This window comes from Allobosea rubneri, assembly GCF_032464875.1.
Taxonomy (GTDB): Bacteria; Pseudomonadota; Alphaproteobacteria; order Rhizobiales; family Beijerinckiaceae; genus Allobosea; species Allobosea rubneri.
This window is the reverse complement of record NZ_JAWDID010000055.1, coordinates 1-18,301: the sequence shown is the minus strand read 5'-3', so window position 1 is coordinate 18,301 and position 18,301 is coordinate 1. Positions and strand designations below refer to the sequence as shown.

The following is an 18,301-nucleotide window of genomic DNA, read 5'->3' as shown; positions in this document are numbered from 1 at the left end:
TTAGAACCATTCTAAGCGCTTGATTTAGGGCGCGAGCGGCGGGGCCGTCAAGGGCAAGCGCATGCATCGGTGGCATTCCTGCCGCTTTTGCGCGCTTGTTCCGCAGCTCCGCCCAGCAAAAGGCGAGATACGATGCCCGAGGTGATTTTCAACGGACCGGCCGGCAGGATCGAAGGCCGTTACCAGCCCGCCAAGAAGCGCGGCGCTCCGCTCGCGATCATCCTGCATCCGCACCCGCAGTTCGGCGGGACGATGAACAACCAGATCGTCTACAACCTGTTCTACACCTTCGTGAACCGGGGCTTCTCGGCGCTGCGCTTCAACTTCCGCGGCGTCGGCCGCAGCCAGGGCCATTTCGACCATGGCGCGGGGGAGCTTTCCGATGCCGCGGCGGCGCTCGACTGGATGCAGGCGCTAAACCCGGAGGCCAAGAGCTGCTGGATCACCGGCGTCTCCTTCGGCGCCTGGATCGGCATGCAGCTCCTGATGCGCCGCCCGGAGATCGAGGGCTTCCTCTCGATCGCCGCGATGGCGAACCGCTACGACTTCTCTTTCCTCGCCCCCTGCCCGTCCTCCGGCCTGTTCGTGCACGGCTCGGAAGACCGCGTCGCCCCGGTCAAGGAGGTGATGGCGGTGATCGAGAAGGTGAAGACCCAGAAGGGCATCCAGATCGAGCATGCCGTGGTCGAGGGCGCCAACCACTTCTTCGACGGGCGCGTCGACCAGCTGATGGAGCAGGTCGGCGTCTATCTCGACCGCAAGGTCGGCCCGGAAATCCTGAAGACCGAGCAGGAACAGGCCTGATCCTGTCGCCGAACGGCTCCGAACCGTCATGCTCGCCCTTGCGGCGAGCATCCACGTCTTGAACACGGCGCTCGATCAGTGAAGTGAAGACGTGGATGGCCGGGACTAGCCCGACCATGACGGAAAAACCGTCAAACCATCGAGTCCGCCATGACCAGCTTCAAATCCGATTTCCTGCGCACCCTCGACGAGCGGGGCTTCATCCACCAGATCTCCGACCCGGAAGGGCTGGATCAGGCTGCGCTGAAGGGGCCGATCTCGGCCTATATCGGCTATGACGCGACGGCGACCTCGCTGCATGTCGGCCATCTCATGCAGATCATGATGCTGCACTGGATGCAGGAGACCGGCCACAAGCCGATCGCGCTGATGGGCGGCGGCACCACCATGGTCGGCGATCCCTCCTTCAAGGACGAGGCGCGCAAGCTGCTGACCCAGGAGACGATCGAGCAGAACCTTGCGGGCATCCGCTCGGTGTTCTCGAACTATCTCGACTTCTCCGGCCCGGCGACGATGATGAACAACGCCGACTGGCTGCTGGGGCTGAACTACCTCGAATTCCTGCGCGATGTCGGCCGGCACTTTTCGGTCAACCGCATGCTGTCCTTCGACAGCGTCAAGACGAGGCTCGACCGCGAGCAGTCGCTGTCCTTCCTCGAATTCAACTACATGATCCTGCAGGCCTACGACTTCGTCGAGCTCAACAAGCGCACCGGCTGCATCCTGCAGATGGGCGGCTCCGACCAGTGGGGCAACATCGTCAACGGCATCGATCTCGGCCATCGCATGTCGGATGTGCAGCTCTACGCCCTGACCTCGCCGCTTTTGACCACGGCCTCGGGCAACAAGATGGGCAAGACCGCCTCCGGCGCCGTCTGGCTCGACGCGAAGCTGCTGCCGGTCTTCGAGTTCTGGCAGTACTGGCGCAACACCGAAGACGCCGATGTCGGCCGCTTCCTGAAGCTCTTCACCAAGCTGCCCATGGCCGAGATCGCGCGCCTTGCGGCACTCGGCGGCGCCGAGATCAACGAGGCCAAGAAGGTGCTGGCGACCGAGGTCACGGCGCTGCTGCACGGCAGGCAGGCGGCTGAGGCCGCGGCCGAGACCGCGCGCAAGACCTTCGAAGAGGGCGAGACCGCGCAGGACCTGCCGAGCGTCGAGCTTCCGAAGGCGCAGTTCGAGGCCGGGCTCGGCGTGCTCAGCGCCTTCGTCAGCGCGGGCCTCGTGCCCTCGACCGGCGAGGCCCGCCGCCAGATCAAGGCCGGCGGCCTGCGCGTCAACGACCAACTCGTCACCGACGAACGCGCCAGCCTCGGGCTTTCCGACCTGACGGACGGCGCCGCCAAGCTCTCCTTCGGCAAGAAGAAGCACATCCTGCTGCGGGCCGTCTGACGGCGCTCGAGGCCCCCCCGGGCAGCACAACTGCCCGGGCGCAATCAAGATCTTAGGCACTCACGCCAAGCGTCTGCCGACGGTAACGATTTCGGCCTGACACGGCGAACCGAACCGCATTGCGACGGCGCCGGCGTCATCGAAACAGGCCCCGCCCGGCCTCAAGATAGAACGGCGCCTGCGGCTCAGCGTTCGGCAGTATTGGGAACGTTACCCTGCGGCCGTTGCTCGAGTGGGCCGCCGCCGAGCGGATCGATGAAACGGCGCAGGATGCCGGGCGCGATCGCCGAGAGCGGGTTGACCGTCATGGTAGGTGCCGTCGCCGAGCCCGAGACGCGGAAATTCACCGCGAACAGCCCGCCATACTGGCCGCCGCCGAGGATCATGCCGACGACTGGCACCTGCGCGAAGGCGTTGTTGAGTGCATAGCCCGGCACGAAGGTGCCGCCGATGTCGACGCGGTCGCGGCCATAGTCGACATTGCCCTGCAGCGTGAAGCCGACCTGCTGGCCCCAGATCACCGCTTCGCTGATGTCGATGCGGCTGGCGCTGCGGGTGAACTCGGCTCGCATCTTGGTGAAGGCGACCTCGCTGACGTCGATGCGCTGCGGGATCGGCGCGCCATTGCGATCGAGCGCGCTCGGAGCCGTCGCGCTCTGCGCGCCGACGACGCGGCGCAGCGCCGGCTCGTCGCGAACGGTGAAGTTCCGCAGCAGCACCTCGCCATCCTGACGGACATCGCCAGCCCCGAGCCGCAGCACGAGGTCCCCGCCATGGGCGCGGCGGTAAAGGTCGAAGAAGCGCAAGGTCGCGCCGCCATTTTCCGACTGAAGCACCAGCGGCCCGGCGCCCTCGCCCTGGCGCGCCTGCTTGATCGAGAGATCCGCCCGCCCGATCCTGCCGGCATAGTTGATCGAACGGATCGCGCCGCCGCGCCGCGAGAGCTTGAGTTGCGAGTTGCCGAGCGCCTCGTTGTTGAAGCCCGTCAGGATCGGCACGTCGAGATCGAGCTCATAGTCGGGGCCGGCTGCCGCCGCTGCGCCGCGGGCGCTCCGTGCGGGTGCCGCCGGCGCGCTCATGAGGTCGCGAATGAAGGGGCGGACGTCGAGCACGGCACCGCGCACTGAGAGCTTGGTCACGGCCCCGTCGCGGCTGATCTCAACCTTGTTCAGATTGTCGCCGGGCGAGAGCCTGAGCTGCGACAGGCTGGCGCTCTCGAAGGCGTTCTGCTTGTTCAGCGAAACCCGGCCCTTGACCAGGATCGGGGCGCTGTCGATGGTCAGATCCTCGAAATCAGGCCCGTCCGCATCCGACACATAGGTGAACACCGCCCGGCCCGCCCGGCCGGCCAGCTTGCTCAGTCCGGGAATGGATGTGTCGATTGAAGCGCGCGCCAGATCGATCTCGACACGCGGCGGTGCCTCCGGCGTCTTTCCTAGAGCCTTGATCACCTTGACCTGCAGCGGGCCGTTGATGCCGGCCTCGGGACCGATGCCGCGGCGCTGCCGGGCGGCGTTGTCGAGCGTCAGCGAAACCGTCGCCTCGCCCTGGCCCTTGGCGTTCTGGCGCAGCTCGATCGGCCCGCGATCGCCGCCGATGCGGCCTTCGCCCTTGATCAGCAGCTGGCCGCGGTCGTAGCTGAGCGTCAGATTGGCGCCGTCCAGCTTCTCGTTGCCGAGCAGCGTGTCGGAGGCGACGCCGGTCAGCGTGCCGTTGCTCTGGATCACCACATCGGCGAAGCTCAGATCATTCACCAGCGGCAGCGAGATCTGGTTCTTCAGCTCGCTCGTCCCGCGCAGCGATGCCGGATCGATCTGCAGCGGCGAGAAGTCCTTGAGTGCCGGGAATGCGAACAGCGATAGCAATGCGTCCATCGACCCGGTGGAGCGGAAGCCGATCCGCGCCAATGACCGGTCGGCCCAGCTATCCGCCATCGTGAAGCTGCCCTCGTCGAGCATCAGCTTGCGGCCATTGCCGAGGTCGGCCGCTGCCTGGGCGATGCTGAGCTGAACCGTGCGACCTGTGATCGTGCCGGCAACGCGCGCATCGACCAGTGGCGGCAGCCCGGGGCTGGGCAGGAAACGCACGTCCGAGCCCTTCAGCACCACGGTGATGGCGTCATCGTCCATGCCCTGGCCGCCATGCAGGCGGGCATTGGCCTCAGGCGAGACCGACAGATCGACGGTGATCTCCTCGACGCGCCCGCCGAGAATCTGACGGCTCAGCGTCGCATGCAGATCGGGCGAGGTCACAGCCGGCCAGACGGCGAGGGCCGCGCGCATGTCGGAATTGACCGCCCTGATCTTGAACTCGTGCGAGTTGCGCTCGCCGACGCGCCGAGCCGCACCGGAGCCCTCGGCATCGATCAGCGGCCCCTTGACGACGAGCTGCTCGATTCGGACTTCGCCGGCGGTCGGTTCGACCTCGAAGGCGGCGCGAAGCTTGTCGACCACGACCGGCGCGTCTTGGTCGACGCCGGCGACCTGTCCCGCCCCTTCAAAAGCGACCTTCCAGACCCCGCCCTCCTCGCGCGACTGCCCACGCCCGCTCAGCTTCGTTGCTCCCGCCTGCAATTCCGCGGCAGCGATCCGGACCGTCTTGAGTCCGTCATCGCTGTCGAAGTCGAGCCGTGCGCCCTGAATCTCCAGCGGCTCGAGAGCGGCGCTGCGAAGGTTGACGACACCGGGCGCGACATTGAGCCCGGCGGCGATCTTGCGGGCCCCGTCAGGCGTCTGGGTCAGCGAGATCTTGCCGCTGAGCGCAAGCCCGTCGAGCGCAACCGTCGCATTGCCGAAGGCGAGCGCCACCGCCTCAGACGGCTCGAAGCGCCGGATATCGATGCTGGCGCGGCGGGTGCCGTCGGGACTGCTCGACAGATCGAGGGAGACATCCTTCCACCGCGAACCCGTGCGCCCGCGGGCCACCAGCCTGGTCAATCCGCCGCCGAGCCGCTCCAGCCTGACCTCGACATCCTCCAGCCCAGCCTTCTGGCGTCCCGAGGGATCGATCAGCGTCACCCGCGCCCCGCCCATGCCTGCCTGTTCGAGCGAGCCGAGCAGGCCGTCCCCCTCTGCGAGGGCGCCGATCGCGTTCATCACGCCGGTGAAGGCGTTCCAATCGGCTGGATCGCCGACGACCGGGGCATTCGGCAATGGCACGGCCTGCGCCTGCGCGCCCTGCTCCAGCAGCAGCGCACCATCCTGGGTGACGCCGAGGCGGATATTGACGCCGCGCAGATCGAGCGAGACGAGCTTGATTTCGCCGCGCAGCAGCGCGAGCGGCTCATAGCCCAGCACGGCCTCCGGCGCCCGGAAGGAGGCGCCTCCCGAATGGCGGAACGAAACCTGCTGGACCCGCAGCCGCGAGCGGCCGTCGACCCGGTCGAGTCCGGCCTGCTCGACCTCGACTTTCCAGTTCGGGCCGAGCCTTTCCTCGATGGCGTTGGAAATCCTGCCTTCCAGGCCTGAGAGCGGAATGAAGCCGCTGACGAGCAGGGCGCCAGCCGCCAGGCACAGCGTCACCACCGCGACGACAACAGCCACGCCGATCGTGACCACGCCCTTCCAGGCGCGCTTTGCCACCGCTGCGGGGTCACAGGCCTCCGCTTGCGTCGCAGCAGGCGCCGCGGCGTTAGGCGCCGAAGTATCCCTGTTGTCCTCGGTCAAGAAGGATTCGCTTCATGTCTTGCGGTTGAAAGGCCCGGCATCCGGTCAAACGCCCTTCCGGCACAATGCGCGCGACCGCCCGACGGGTACAGCCCGCGACAAAGTAACCGATTCTCCGGCCGCATGTTCCTGCTCTCTGGCCTCAGCCGGCTCAGCGTCCTATGGCTCGCCAGCCCATGCGGCGCGATATCGACCAAAGGAAGGCAGACATGGCCCTGAACGAAGGCAGCTTCGCCCCGGACTTCACCTTGCCGAAGGACGGCGGCGGCACTGTGACGCTCTCCGAGCTGAGAGGCGGAAAGGTCGTGCTCTATGCCTACCCGAAGGACGACACCCAGAGCTGCACGCTGGAGGCGACCGCCTTCAACGGCCTGCGCAAGGCCTTCGCCGCGGCCGGAACGCGAATCATCGGCGTCTCGCCCGATTCGGTCGCCAGGCATGACCGTTTCAAGCAGAAATACGACCTGGAAATCGACCTTCTCGCGGACGAAGACCGCCAGATGATCGACGGCTATGGCCTCTGGGTCGAAAAGAGCATGTATGGCCGCACCTATATGGGCGTGGAGCGCACCACCTTCCTGATCGATTCTGACGGCAAGATTGCCCGAATCTGGCGCAAGGTGAAGGTGAAAGGCCACGCAGAGGAAGTGCTTCTGGCCGCCGAAACCCTGTAGAGCGCGAAAACCGCGGCCTTCGGGGGGCGTTTTGCGATTGATTAACCCTAACAGGGTCTAATCAGATCATCGCAGCGTCACAGTCGGTATTGCGTATGACACTCCCCGATTCCGCGGCTCACCCCCGCGCGCCGGCACTCGCCGTGACCGGCATCCTCTCCCGCCGCAGCTTCGCCATCCGCCGCTCGACGGCGTTGCTCGGCCTTACCCTGCTCGGCCTGACCACCGCCTGGAGCGGCGCGACGACATGGTACATCCTGCGCAAGGATGATCTCGCCGCCCGGCTGATCAACCGCGAAACCTCAAGGCAATACGCCTATGAGGACCGCATCGCCGCCCTGCGCGCCGACATCGACCGGCTGGCCAGCCGGGCCCTGCTCGACCAGGACGGCGTCGAGGCCCGAGTCGGCGAGATCGCCATGCGCCAGGCCGAGCTCGAATCCAAGCAGGCGTTGGTCAACGCGGTCACGGAGACCTTGAAGGCAAGCGGCATCGGCGTCACCCAGGCGGGCAAGACGGCTTCAGGCCCGCGCCTGATCAAGCCGGAAGCGGCGACCCGCGCCTCCAGCGTTAGCAGCTTTGCCCCGATCGGGCCGACCAGGCCGACCCCTGCACCCGATATGCCGGTGCTCCGCGGCGCCGAGGACCGCAATGCCGGTCCCTGGCAGTCCGGGGAGGTCCCGGAGCCGGTGTCGCCGGCGCAGCGCGTCGCCGAGGCACTGGAGCAGCTTGACGAGGCTATCGGCCAGACCGGCTCGTCGCAGCTCGGCACGCTCCGCAACATCGACCGCAGCCTCGGCGAAACCCAGAAGACGCTGCGTGCGGCCCTGGCGGAAACCGGCCTCGACACCGATCGCCTGGCGGCCAGCACGACGATCGCCAAGGCCGTCGGCGGCCCCTTCGTTCCGATCAAGATCGACCCCGCCGCCGGCCCGTTCGAGGCGACGCTGCACAGCCTGCAGCCGCGCATCGCCGCCGTATCACGGCTGCGCGAGCTTGCGCTGCAATTGCCGCTGCGCCGCCCGCTCCAGGGCGAGATCGACATGAGCTCGAACTACGGCTACCGCGTCGACCCGTTCACCCGCGGCCCGGCCATGCATACCGGCATGGACCTGCGCGCCGAGACCGGAACTCCGGTCCGCGCCACGGCGGCGGGCAAGGTCGTCACCGCCGAGTATTCCGGTGGCTATGGCAACATGGTCGAGATCGAGCATCCCGGCGGTATCAGCACCCGCTACGCCCATATGTCGGCGATTCTGGTCTCGGCCGGCCAGAACGTCAGCGCCGGTGCGCTGGTCGGTCGTGTCGGCTCGACCGGCCGCTCGACCGGCCCGCACCTCCATTACGAAACCCGCATCGACGGCGATACGCTCGACCCGATCCGGTTCCTGCGCGCCGGGGACAAGCTCGCCGGACAGCTCTGACGGACGGCAAGCCGCGCAGTCTTTGAAGAAAAGTGCAGCCTCCTGAGGGAAAGCCCTTCAGGAGGCTGATCTCGTTCAGGGAACGGCGCCGCGTTTCATGCTGATCATCCTCGCCGGTGCCCTGACAGGGCGCAGCGCGGCGCCGGCGCACAAGACGGAAGCTCCGGTGCTTTGCGAGCAGCGCAGGGAAGAACTCTTCAGCTTCGCGTGAATGCGGCGCGCGCTAGCGCAGCGCCTCGGCGATCGCCGCTCCGGCTACCGCATGGCCGTACTCGTTCCAATGCGCATCGGAGCGGAAGTCGAAGCGCTTCTGGTTCCTGGCCCAATCCGCCGCGAAGACGGGATGAAGATCGAGGAATGGGATGCCGTGCCGACCGGCCATCTCGGCGGCGATGCGATTCAGGCGCAGCGCCCCGCTGTCGCGCCCGGCATAGACCGCCTGCCGCTCACCATCCATGACGAGCTGGAGCTTGGCGCCGACGGCCTCGGCCCGCGCCTTCAGCCGGCCGAACAGATAGTCGGTGGCGACGCGGATATCGGCCTCGCGCGCGAGCACGCCGGAGACGTCGATATTGGCGGCGAACCCGCCCTCACCCGCGGCCTGCGCCGGGCCAAGGATGGCATCGAGCAGCATCTGGGGCCGAACCTGCCAGCGATAGAGCAGGAAGCGCGCCGTCGCCGTCTGGCGCAGGCTCTCGAAGGCACCGGGACGCCAGGGCTCCGGCGGCACCTCGCCGACGACACGCCCGTTCTCGACCCGCAACTTCAGGAAGCTCGAGGTGTAGCGCCCCGGCATGAACACGAAGCTCTCGTCGAAATCGTTATGAACCAGCATCACCACAATGCGGTCGGGCCGGCGCTGCTCGACCTCGCGCTCGACCATCTGCAGATACTGGCTGAGCGGCGCACCGGCGACGCCGAAGCGAAAACCTTCCACCGACCCCTGAGGCCCCAGCGCCGCGACCGCCTTCTCGGCGAAGGTCGCGTCGAACGGCACCTGCAGGGCTTCGACATAGCTGTCGCCGACGAAGGCGATGCGGGAGACGCCGGGACGGCGCTCGATCGGATAATCCGGCAGGGCCGAGTTCCAGCCCTGCGCATTGATCTTGAACGGCGCGGCGATCTCGTCGCGCACCCGCCAGGTTCCGGTCTGGCCGGGCTGGTAGCGCACGACGCCGTTCGAGAACGCGTTGCGCGGCACGTCGCTGCCGGGCAACAGGAAGCGGAACAGCACCAGCTCGCAGAACAATGCGAAGACCAGGATGCTGCCGACCGAGACCGCGAGATTGATCAGGATCTCGCGGCCACGGGAACGCTTCTTCTCGCTCAATCGATGTCCTCGACTTCGACCTCGGTACCGTAGACCCGCTGGGCCAGCGAAGCCTCCATGAACGGGTCGAGATCGCCGTCGAGCACGTCGGACGGGGCCGTCGACGAGACGCCGGTGCGCAGGTCCTTCACCAGCTGGTAGGGCTGCAGCACATAGGAGCGGATCTGGTGGCCCCAGCCGATATCGGTCTTGGAAGCCTGCTCGGCGTTCGCCTTGTCCTCGCGCTTCTTGAGCTCGACCTCGTAGAGCCGGGCGCGCAGCATGTCCCAGGCCTTGGCCCGGTTCTTGTGCTGCGAGCGCTCCTGCTGGCAGGCCACCGCGATCCCGGTCGGGATATGGGTGATGCGCACCGCCGAATCGGTGGTGTTGACGTGCTGGCCGCCCGCTCCCTGCGCCCGATAGGTGTCGATGCGGCAGTCCGATTCCTTGACGTCGATGACGATCCGGTCGTCGACCACCGGATAGACCCAGACCGACGCAAAGGAAGTCTGCCGACGGGCATTGGAATCAAATGGCGAGATCCGCACCAGCCGGTGAACGCCGGATTCGGTCTTCAGCCAGCCATAGGCGTTGTGGCCCTTGAACTGCAGCGTCGCCGATTTGATGCCGGCCTGGTCGCCGTCCTGATAGTCCAGCGTCTCGACCTTGAACTTCCGCCGCTCGCCCCAGCGCCGATACATGCGCAGCAGCATCTCGGCCCAGTCCTGGCTTTCGGTACCGCCCGCGCCGGGATGGATTTCGACATAGGTGTCGAGCATGTCGGCCTCGCCCGAAAGCAGGGTCTCGACCTGGCGGCGCGCCGCCTCGACCTCGACGGCCTTGATCGCCGCCTCGCCCTCGGAGACGGTGGCCTCGTCCTCTTCCATCTCGCCGAGCTCGATCAGCGTCAATGCGTCGTCGAGCTCGCGCTCGAGCTTGATGATGCCGTTGATCTGATCCTCAAGCGATGTCCGCTCGCGCATCAGCTTCTGCGCGGTCTCGGCATCGTTCCAGAAATCGGGGCCTTCGGAGAGGGCGTTCAGCTCTGCGAGACGTCTTTGCGCGACATCCCAGTCAAAGATGCCTCCTCAGCAGTCCAATCGACTGCTTGGCGTTATCAAGTTGCGTCTGGATCTCTGGGCGCATGGTCTGTGGTCGGCTTCCGTTAGTCTGCGAGCTTTGGCGTTGGCATAGGGGTGAAGGGCGGCGCTGTAAATGGCGGGCCGCGCTTGGCAGGCTCTCTCGCCTGCCTCACTTGCCGAACTGGCAGGCGAGGCACTCGCGCCCGAAACTGTATTCCGCTTTCCAGTAATGCGGATCGTCGAGATCGCGATAGGTCACGCTCGACGCAAGCACATAGCGTCGGACGAAGGGGCGCGACAGGATCACCAGGAGGTCGCAGTCGGGCGGCCAGTCGCCGATCTCGGCGACATGGTTGCCACGGGCGAGCTCCGATTTCAGGATCGCCTGCAATGGCGGCGCCATTGTCGGCGCCGTCAACCTGCCCAGCTTCTCCCGCAAGCCGTCAGTACAGCCCGCCGGTGCCCGAGCCGACCGAGCGTCCGCCGCCCGGCGCGACGCTCATCGCGCCGGTGCCGTCGCCGGCCGCGCCGATCACCGAGTAGCTGTCCGGCGGCGCCGTGCCCGGCTTGAAGGCCTCGAGGATACCGCCCTCGCCACCGGCGCGCATGCCGGTGCGCGGATCGACGCGGATCAGCTTGATGCCGGCCGGGACGCGGAACGGTGTCGCCGGCTTGTCCTTCAGCGCCTGCATCATGAAATCGCGGAAGATCGGCGCGGCGTACTGGCCGGCGGTCGCCGAGTTGCCGAGCGATTTCGGCTTGTCGAAGCCCATATAGACGCCGACGGCCAGGTCCGGCGAGAAGCCGACGAACCAGACGTCCTTGGCGTCGTTGGTCGTGCCGGTCTTGCCGGCGAGCGGCTTGCCGACGGCCTTGACCACCGTCGCGGTACCGGCGTTCACGACGCCTTCCAGCATCGAGACCATCTGGTAGGCGGTCAGCGGGTCGAGCACCTGGTCGCGATTGTCGACGAGGCGCGGCTCGCGCTGATTGGCCCATTTATCGGCATTGCAGCCCTCGCAGATGCGCTGGTCGTGCCGGTAGATCGTCGAACCGAACCGATCCTGGATGCGGTCGATCAGGGTCGGCCGGATGCGCTTGCCGCCATTGGCGAGCATCGAATAGGCCGCGGTCATCCGCATCACCGTGGTCTCGCCGGCGCCGAGCGACATCGAGAGCACCGGCAGCATGTCGTCATAGATGCCGAAGCGCCGCGCATATTCGGCGATCAGCGGCATGCCGACATCCTTGGCGAGTCGGACGGTCATCAGGTTCTTCGAGAACTGGATACCGTAGCGCAGCGTGCGCGGCCCGGTGAACTTGCCGTCATAGTTGCTCGGCGCCCAGACGCCGAGCCCGCCGCCCTGGTCGACCTCGATCGGCGCGTCGAGCACGATGCTGGACGGGGTGTAACCATTGTCGAGCGCGGTCGCATAGACGAAGGGCTTGAAGGACGAGCCGGGCTGCCGCAGCGCCTGCGTCGCGCGGTTGAACTCGGACTGGTCGTGCGAGAAGCCGCCGACCATGGCGAGCACGCGGCCGGAGAACGGATCCATCACGGTGATCGCGCCGTTCACCTCCGGCATCTGGCGCAGACGCACCTGCCCCGGCTTGCCGTCGATCGGCTCGACATAGACGACGTCGCCGACCGAGACCGCCTGCGACACGCGCGTGCGCCGCGTCCAGCGAATGCCCTCGCCGCCGAGCGTCGCGGTCTCGCGCTCCGGCCGGAGATGGCCCGAAGCCTCGCGGACCGGCTGCAGGCCGACGCGGGCACTGTCGCCTGCGACATCGAGCACGACGGAAAGCCGCCAGGGCTTGACGTCGCCGAGCACCGGAAGTTCGCCGATCGCGACACCCCATTCGCGGCCCGCGAGATCGAGCTTCTGCATGGCGCCGCGCCAGCCGCGCGCCTCGTCGAAGCGCACGAGACCGTCAACCAGCGCCTTGCGCGCCATCAGCTGCATCTTCGGATCGACCGTGGCGCGAACCGAGAGACCGCCCTCGAGCAGCTTCTTCTCGCCATAGCGGTCCTGCAGCTCGCGGCGAATCTCCTCGGCGAAGAAGCCGGCGGCGATGTTGTTCGGCGAAACCGTGCGTGGGTTGACGCCGAGCGGCTGGTTCTTGGCGGCGTCCGCCTCGGCCCGCTTGATCACGCCGTTCTCGGCCATGCGGTCGAGCACATAGTTGCGGCGCTCGATCGCGCGCTCACGATTACGGAACGGGTGCAGGTCGGTCGGCGCCTTCGGCAGCGCCGCGAGATAGGCGGCCTCCTGAGCGTTCAGCTCATGCACCGACTTGCCGAAATAGTTCAGCGCCGCGGCGGCGACGCCATAGCTGCCCTGCCCCGGCGCCGGCGCGCCGAGGTAGATCTCGTTGAGATAGAGTTCGAGGATCTTGTCCTTCGAATAGGTCGACTCGATCCGCAGCGCGATCAGCGCCTCGCGGATCTTGCGCTCGATGCTCTGCTCGGAGCCGACGAGGAAGTTCTTCGCCACCTGCTGGGTGATGGTCGAAGCGCCCTGCGGCCGGCGGCCGGAGCCACGGTTGCGGAAATTCGAGATCGCGGCGCGCGCCAGACCTTCCGGGTCGACGCCAAAATGCTTGTAGAAGTTCTTGTCCTCGGCCGAGAGGAAAGCGTCGATGATCAGCTTCGGCACCGCCTGGATCGGCAGATAGAGCCGGCGCTCCCGGGCGAACTCGGCGATCAGGCTGCCGTCACCCGCATGGACGCGGCTCATCACCGGCGGCTCGTAATTCCGCAGCTGGGCCGAATCGGGAAGGTCCTTGGAATAGTGCCAGACGAGGCCGGCCGCTCCCGCGACACCGATCACGAAGAGGATCGTGCCGGCGGCGAACGCCCACCCGAAAAGGCGCAGAATGAACCGCATCGAGAAACTTGACCTCGTCTAGCGGCAGCGGCGTCGCTCGAATCGACGGCATGCCCTGCCCGGGTGATCGATCTTTAACTTCACTCTATAACATGGCGGAAATGGCGGAACCGTGGCTGTAAGACCACAAAGCCTCATCTTCGGCCCCGCTACGTCACCGCCGGCTCTCTGCTGCCTTGCCCGGGGGCTGGGTACGCTCGAAATACTGGTCGACCGCGCCCTGCACCGCAGTCACGGCCTGCGCCCGCCAACTTTCGGAGTTCAGGAGCTCTGCGTCCTTCGGGCTCGACATGTAGCCGAGCTCGATCAGCACCGACGGCACGTCCGGCGCGGTCAGCACCCTGAAACCTGCCGAGCGCAGCGGCACCTTGTGCATCTTGACGGAGCCGCCGAGCTTTTCGACGAGATTGCGCGCGAACATCGCCGAGAAGCCGCGCGTCTCGCGCTTGGCGAGGTCCATCAGGATGCCGGCGACGTCCTGCACGTCCTCGCTGGCGTCGAGGCCGGCGACCGCATCGGCCTGGTTCTCCTTGGCGGCAAGCCGCGCGGCCTCCGCGTCGCTCGCCCGCTCCGAACCGGTATAGATCGTGGCGCCGCGGACATCCTGCGCCTGCGTCAGCGAATCGGCGTGGATCGAGATGAACAGATGCGCCTCGACGCTGCGGGCGATGCGCACGCGGTCGCCCAGCGGCACGAAGCTATCATCGTGCCGGGTCATGATCACGCGGTAGCGTCCCTGCGCCTCGAGCTGTTCCTTGAGCTTCAGGCCGAAGGCCAGCACGACCGACTTTTCCGCGATGGAGGCAACGACAGCACCGGGATCGATGCCGCCATGGCCGGGATCGATCACCACGATCCGGCGCTGATCGCCCTCGGACTTGGACTCGACCGGGACGTGAGGCAGCTGAGCCTTGGCCGCGGCGGCGCGCGCCAGCGCAATGAACTCCTCGCGGGTGGTGCGCTTCAGCTCGATGACGAGCTCTCCGAAACCGCCGCGCAGAGGCTTCACCGAGACATCGGCGACTGCGGCCGGCTGCGCGAGGTCGAGGATCAGCCGAGCCCGGTCCGGCGTGAACAGGCCGTAGCGGAAGCCCGAGACGAAGCCTGCGGACCTACGCGCATTCGAGGCCGGAATCTGGAAATTGACCGATGGCAGGTCGACGATGACGCGGTCCGGCCCGGCCATCACGAAGGCGCTTGCCGTGACGGGCTGCGACAGGGTGAGCACCAGCCGCACCGTCTCGCCCTGAGCTTCGATTCGCGCCTCGCTCGCGACCGGGAAATCGCTGGTCGCCCGCCCCTGAGGATTGGCCGCCGCGCCCCCTGCCATGACCAGCGCGGCAAGCAGCAGCGCCGGACGCAAAAAACGCCCCGCCACGTCGCAGAGACGGCCGGCGACCGCGTTAGCGGAAAGATGAAGGCCCGCGGACAGGGGCAGCTCCTACATTTGCGGAGGCAATGCTTAAGGACTCTTAACCATAGCGCTGCGACCCGTTGACAATCGGTTACCACGTCGAGCCTAGCCCGGAAACCGGCCGATTTCTTGTCCCGGCGCGTTCTCCCTTGCCAAATGCGGCAAGCTGTCTGTAATGGAGTCGGTCGCATCGTGATGGCTTCCGCCGCGCGCAACAGGGTCGCAATAACCCGTTGACGCCCGACGAAAAAGCCAACCGGTCCGGTCGCTCGAAGCGATCAGGATCGGCGCGAAGGCGGCTAGCAACAGATCGTCCGCGGACGGGCCGGCGTCAGGCAGAAATCGACGCCGGGTTCGGCATTCCGCGAGCGTGTCAACGCGGTGCGCTTCGCCTTGCGGCAGGTGCGTCGCAGGTCAAAGGTAAGATGTCGGGGCATACGACGCCGCTTCCCATTTCGGTGTTTCGTCGAGACCTTTCCGGTTGCGACGGGCTTTCTGCCCGTTCCGCCGCTCGCCTCCGCTATCCGGCCTTGGCTGATTTTTCCTCCCTGCAACATGCCGGCGCGAGCCGGCCGACGCGCGGCGCCCCTGCCCGCGGCAGCGGACTCATGTCCGCAGCCCGGCGGGCACCAAAGGCAGCTGCGCAGATGGACCTGTCCTATGGCCAACAAGATGCTGATCGACGCCACCCACCCGGAAGAGACCCGGGTCGTGGTGTCCCGCGGTTCCCGCATTGAAGAATTCGATTTCGAATCCGCCAGCCGAAAGCCGCTTCGCGGCAACATCTATCTGGCGAAGGTGACGCGGGTCGAACCGTCCCTTCAGGCTGCCTTCGTCGAGTATGGCGGCAACCGCCACGGCTTCCTCGCCTTCTCCGAAATCCACCCGGACTACTACCAGATCCCGGTCGCCGATCGGCAGGCGCTGCTGGCCGAAGAGGCCCGCGCCGAGCGCGAGGAAGAGCGCGACGAGGAGAAGCGCGAGAAGCGCGGCCGCCGCGACCGTGGCCGCCGGGGCGACCGTGACGGGCGCGCCAAGCGCGCCAGCAACGGCGACGAGACCGTCAGCGCCGAAGTCCAGGCCGAGAACGGCCAGGGCGAAGTCGAGCATGTCGAGACCGACGGCAAGGAAGCTGCGATGGTCAACGAGGGCGCGCCCGCCTTCGGTGAGTACTTCGCCCCCGCCGTCGCCGAATCGAGCAGCGAGAATGTTGCCGAGAACGCCGCGCCGCTGACCTTCGAGACCGTCAGCGAGCCCGCAGCCGAGGCCGAGGAAGCGCGTGCTCCGTCCGAGAACGGCGACGAGTCCGGCGGCGAAGACGGCAACGACGACAATGGCGGTGACGACCACCCGGACGAGGAGCCCGAGCAGCTCGGCGGCGGCGACGCCCTCGACGACATGCCCGAGCGTCCCCGCCATTCGCGCCGCCAGTACAAGATCCAGGAGGTGATCAAGCGCCGCCAGATCATCCTGGTCCAGGTCGTCAAGGAAGAGCGCGGCAACAAGGGCGCCGCCCTCACCACTTACCTCTCGCTCGCCGGCCGTTATTCCGTGCTGATGCCGAACACCGGCAAGGGCGGCGGCATCTCGCGCAAGATCACCAATGCCGAGGACCGCAAGCGCCTGAAGGAGATCGCGCAGGAGCTGGAGGTGCCGGAGGGGATGGGCATCATCCTGCGCACCGCCGGTGCCTCCCGCACCAAGCCCGAGATCAGGCGCGACTACGAATACCTGATGCGGATGTGGGAGAGCGTGCGCGAGCTGACACTCGCCTCCGTCGCTCCGGCGCTGGTCTATGAGGAGGGCAACCTCGTCAAGCGCTCGATCCGCGACCTCTACAACAAGGATATCGACGAGGTTCACGTCGCCGGCGAGGCCGCCTATCGCGAGGCCAAGGACTTCATGCGCATGCTCATGCCGAGCCATGCCAAGAGCGTGAAGCCCTATCGCGAGCAGACCCCGCTCTTCGCCGCCTTCGGCGTCGAGAGCCAGCTCGACGCGATGTTCTCGAACACCGTGACGCTGAAGTCGGGCGGCTACATCGTCATCAACCAGACCGAGGCGCTGGTCGCGATCGACATCAACTCCGGGCGCTCGACCCGCGAGCACAATATCGAAGACACCGCCCTCAAGACCAATCTCGAAGCGGCGGAGGAGATCTCCCGCCAGCTGCGCCTGCGCGACCTTGCCGGCCTCATCGTGATCGACTTCATCGACATGGAGGAGAACCGCAACAACCGCGCCGTCGAGAAGAAGCTGAAGGAGTGCCTGAAGAACGACCGGGCTCGCATCCAGGTCGGCCGCATCTCGGCCTTCGGCCTGCTCGAGATGTCGCGCCAGCGCATCCGCACCGGCGTGCTCGAGAGCTCCTCGGTGCCCTGCCCGCATTGTGCCGGCGCCGGCCTCGTCCGCTCGACGCCTTCGATCGCGCTGCAGATCCTGCGCGCGCTGGAAGAGGCGCTGATCAAGAGCGCCTCGCACAATCTCGAAGTCCGCACCCGGCCCGAGGTCGCGCTCTACGTGCTCAACCAGAAGCGCGCCCATCTGCGCGATCTGGAGGAGCGCTTCAACATCGCGATCACCGTCTCGGCTGACGCTGCCCTGCTCGGCACGCGCTATTTCGAGGTCGAGCGCGGCGAGTTCGTCGGCAATGAGAACCGGGTGATCCCGGTCAGCAGCATGCGCGCCGAGGCCATCATCGAGGAGCCCGAGGAGGACGAGGTTCTCGATCTCGAAGCCGAGAACGAGGAGAGCGGCGAGGCCGAGGCTGGCCCGCAGTCGGCCAATGGCGAAGGTGAGGAAGGTCGCGGCGAGGGCGAAGGCGGCCGCAAGCGCCGCCGCCGCCGCCGCCGCCGGCGTGGCGGCGAGCGCGATGGCGATGGCCAGCGCCTCGAAGGCGGCAGCGAGGAGGCCGGCGACGGCCAGGATGACGACCAGGACGCGTCGGACGAGCCGGCCGATGGCGGCGAGAGCGGCGAGCCCGTCGCGGAGATCGTCGAGGTCGTCGCGGAGGCTCCCGCCCCCGTCGTCGAGGTCGCAGCCGAGGAGGCGCCTGCCGAAGCCGAAGCCAGGCCGCGCCGCGGCCGCCGTGGCGGACGCAGCAAGAAGGCCGAAGCCGAAGCGGCGGCTACCGAGACGCCCGTGACCGAGGCCGCCGAAGCGCCCAAGGCTGAGACCACCGAAGTTGCGGCCGAAGCTGCTGCGGCCCCGGCCGAGAAGCCCAAGCGCAGCCGCGCCCGCAAGAAGGTGGTTCCGATCACCGAGGACGGCGCCGCCGTTGAGGCCGCCCCTGCGGCGGAAACCCCGCCTGCCCCGGCAGCCGAGCCTGAAGCTCCGGTTCCGGCAGCAGCCGAACCTGTCGTCGAAGCAGCGGAACCGGCCCCTGCGCCGCGCGTCGTCGAAGAGCCGGTCGCGGTGGTGCTGACCCCGCCCGATCCGGATCGCCCGAAGCGCGGCGGTTGGTGGAACCGCCTCGCCGGCCGCAAGTGAGACCAGAGCCCGCTGCAATCGCAGCGGGCTTTCTCTATTGGGCCATGGGTGTCAAGTCGGCTGACGACGAATGTCTCAGATGGGCCGGAAGGGGAAGTTGGCTCTTCTCTATTGGGCCATGGGTGTCAAGTCGGCTGACGACGAATGTCTCAGATGG

At 67.1% G+C, this 18,301-nt stretch carries 11 protein-coding genes; 5 read left to right on the top strand and 6 right to left on the bottom strand.

The window, feature by feature from the left end:
- The first annotated feature begins 132 nt into the window (after positions 1-132).
- Together RKE40_RS24155 and tyrS are read left to right on the top strand one after the other, a co-directional pair.
- Complete coding sequence (locus tag RKE40_RS24155) at positions 133-804, top strand: alpha/beta hydrolase (RefSeq protein WP_066469417.1); 672 nt, start codon at positions 133-135, stop codon at positions 802-804.
- 150 nt (positions 805-954) lie between these two features.
- Positions 955-2,196, top strand: a complete 1,242-nt coding sequence (tyrS, locus tag RKE40_RS24150; protein ID WP_316020750.1) for a tyrosine--tRNA ligase — start codon at positions 955-957, stop codon at positions 2,194-2,196.
- 185 nt (positions 2,197-2,381) lie between these two features.
- Here the strand turns inward: tyrS and RKE40_RS24145 are convergent, their stop codons facing one another.
- Positions 2,382-5,777 carry a hypothetical protein gene (locus tag RKE40_RS24145; protein ID WP_316020749.1) on the bottom strand — a complete coding sequence of 1,132 codons (3,396 nt, stop codon included), beginning with the start codon at positions 5,775-5,777 and terminating at the stop codon, positions 2,382-2,384.
- A gap of 293 nt (positions 5,778-6,070) precedes the next feature.
- Between RKE40_RS24145 and RKE40_RS24140 the strand changes: the two genes are divergently transcribed.
- Together RKE40_RS24140 and RKE40_RS24135 are read left to right on the top strand one after the other, a co-directional pair.
- Positions 6,071-6,535: a peroxiredoxin gene (locus RKE40_RS24140; RefSeq protein WP_316020748.1), complete on the top strand. Its 465-nt coding sequence runs from the start codon at positions 6,071-6,073 to the stop codon at positions 6,533-6,535.
- A gap of 95 nt (positions 6,536-6,630) precedes the next feature.
- Positions 6,631-7,959, top strand: a complete 1,329-nt coding sequence (locus tag RKE40_RS24135; RefSeq protein WP_316020747.1) for a M23 family metallopeptidase — start codon at positions 6,631-6,633, stop codon at positions 7,957-7,959.
- Positions 7,960-8,182: 223 nt separating this feature from the next.
- Here the strand turns inward: RKE40_RS24135 and RKE40_RS24130 are convergent, their stop codons facing one another.
- From RKE40_RS24130 to RKE40_RS24110, 5 genes are all read right to left on the bottom strand, one after another.
- Positions 8,183-9,289 carry an SGNH/GDSL hydrolase family protein gene (locus RKE40_RS24130; protein WP_316020746.1) on the bottom strand — a complete coding sequence of 369 codons (1,107 nt, stop codon included), beginning with the start codon at positions 9,287-9,289 and terminating at the stop codon, positions 8,183-8,185.
- A protein-coding gene (gene prfB / locus RKE40_RS24125; RefSeq protein WP_316020745.1) for a peptide chain release factor 2 occupies positions 9,286-10,414 on the bottom strand; the annotation gives its coding sequence in 2 pieces (ribosomal slippage) (positions 9,286-10,344 and positions 10,346-10,414; 1,128 coding nt in all). Before prfB ends, RKE40_RS24130 begins: the two co-directional genes overlap by 4 nt.
- A 105-nt stretch (positions 10,415-10,519) precedes the next feature.
- The gene (locus RKE40_RS24120) at positions 10,520-10,768 is read right to left on the bottom strand and encodes a hypothetical protein (protein WP_316020744.1); all 249 of its coding nucleotides are present in this window, start codon (positions 10,766-10,768) and stop codon (positions 10,520-10,522) included.
- Between the two features lie 25 nt (positions 10,769-10,793).
- The gene (locus RKE40_RS24115) at positions 10,794-13,241 is read right to left on the bottom strand and encodes a penicillin-binding protein 1A (RefSeq protein WP_316020743.1); all 2,448 of its coding nucleotides are present in this window, start codon (positions 13,239-13,241) and stop codon (positions 10,794-10,796) included.
- Between the two features lie 154 nt (positions 13,242-13,395).
- A complete protein-coding gene (locus RKE40_RS24110) occupies positions 13,396-14,619 on the bottom strand; it encodes an N-acetylmuramoyl-L-alanine amidase (RefSeq protein WP_316020742.1) in 1,224 nt (407 codons plus the stop codon).
- A 696-nt stretch (positions 14,620-15,315) separates the two neighbouring features.
- Between RKE40_RS24110 and RKE40_RS24105 the strand changes: the two genes are divergently transcribed.
- Positions 15,316-18,144, top strand: coding sequence for an Rne/Rng family ribonuclease (locus RKE40_RS24105; RefSeq protein ID WP_316020741.1), 2,829 nt, complete (start codon positions 15,316-15,318; stop codon positions 18,142-18,144).
- Positions 18,145-18,301 lie beyond the last annotated feature (157 nt).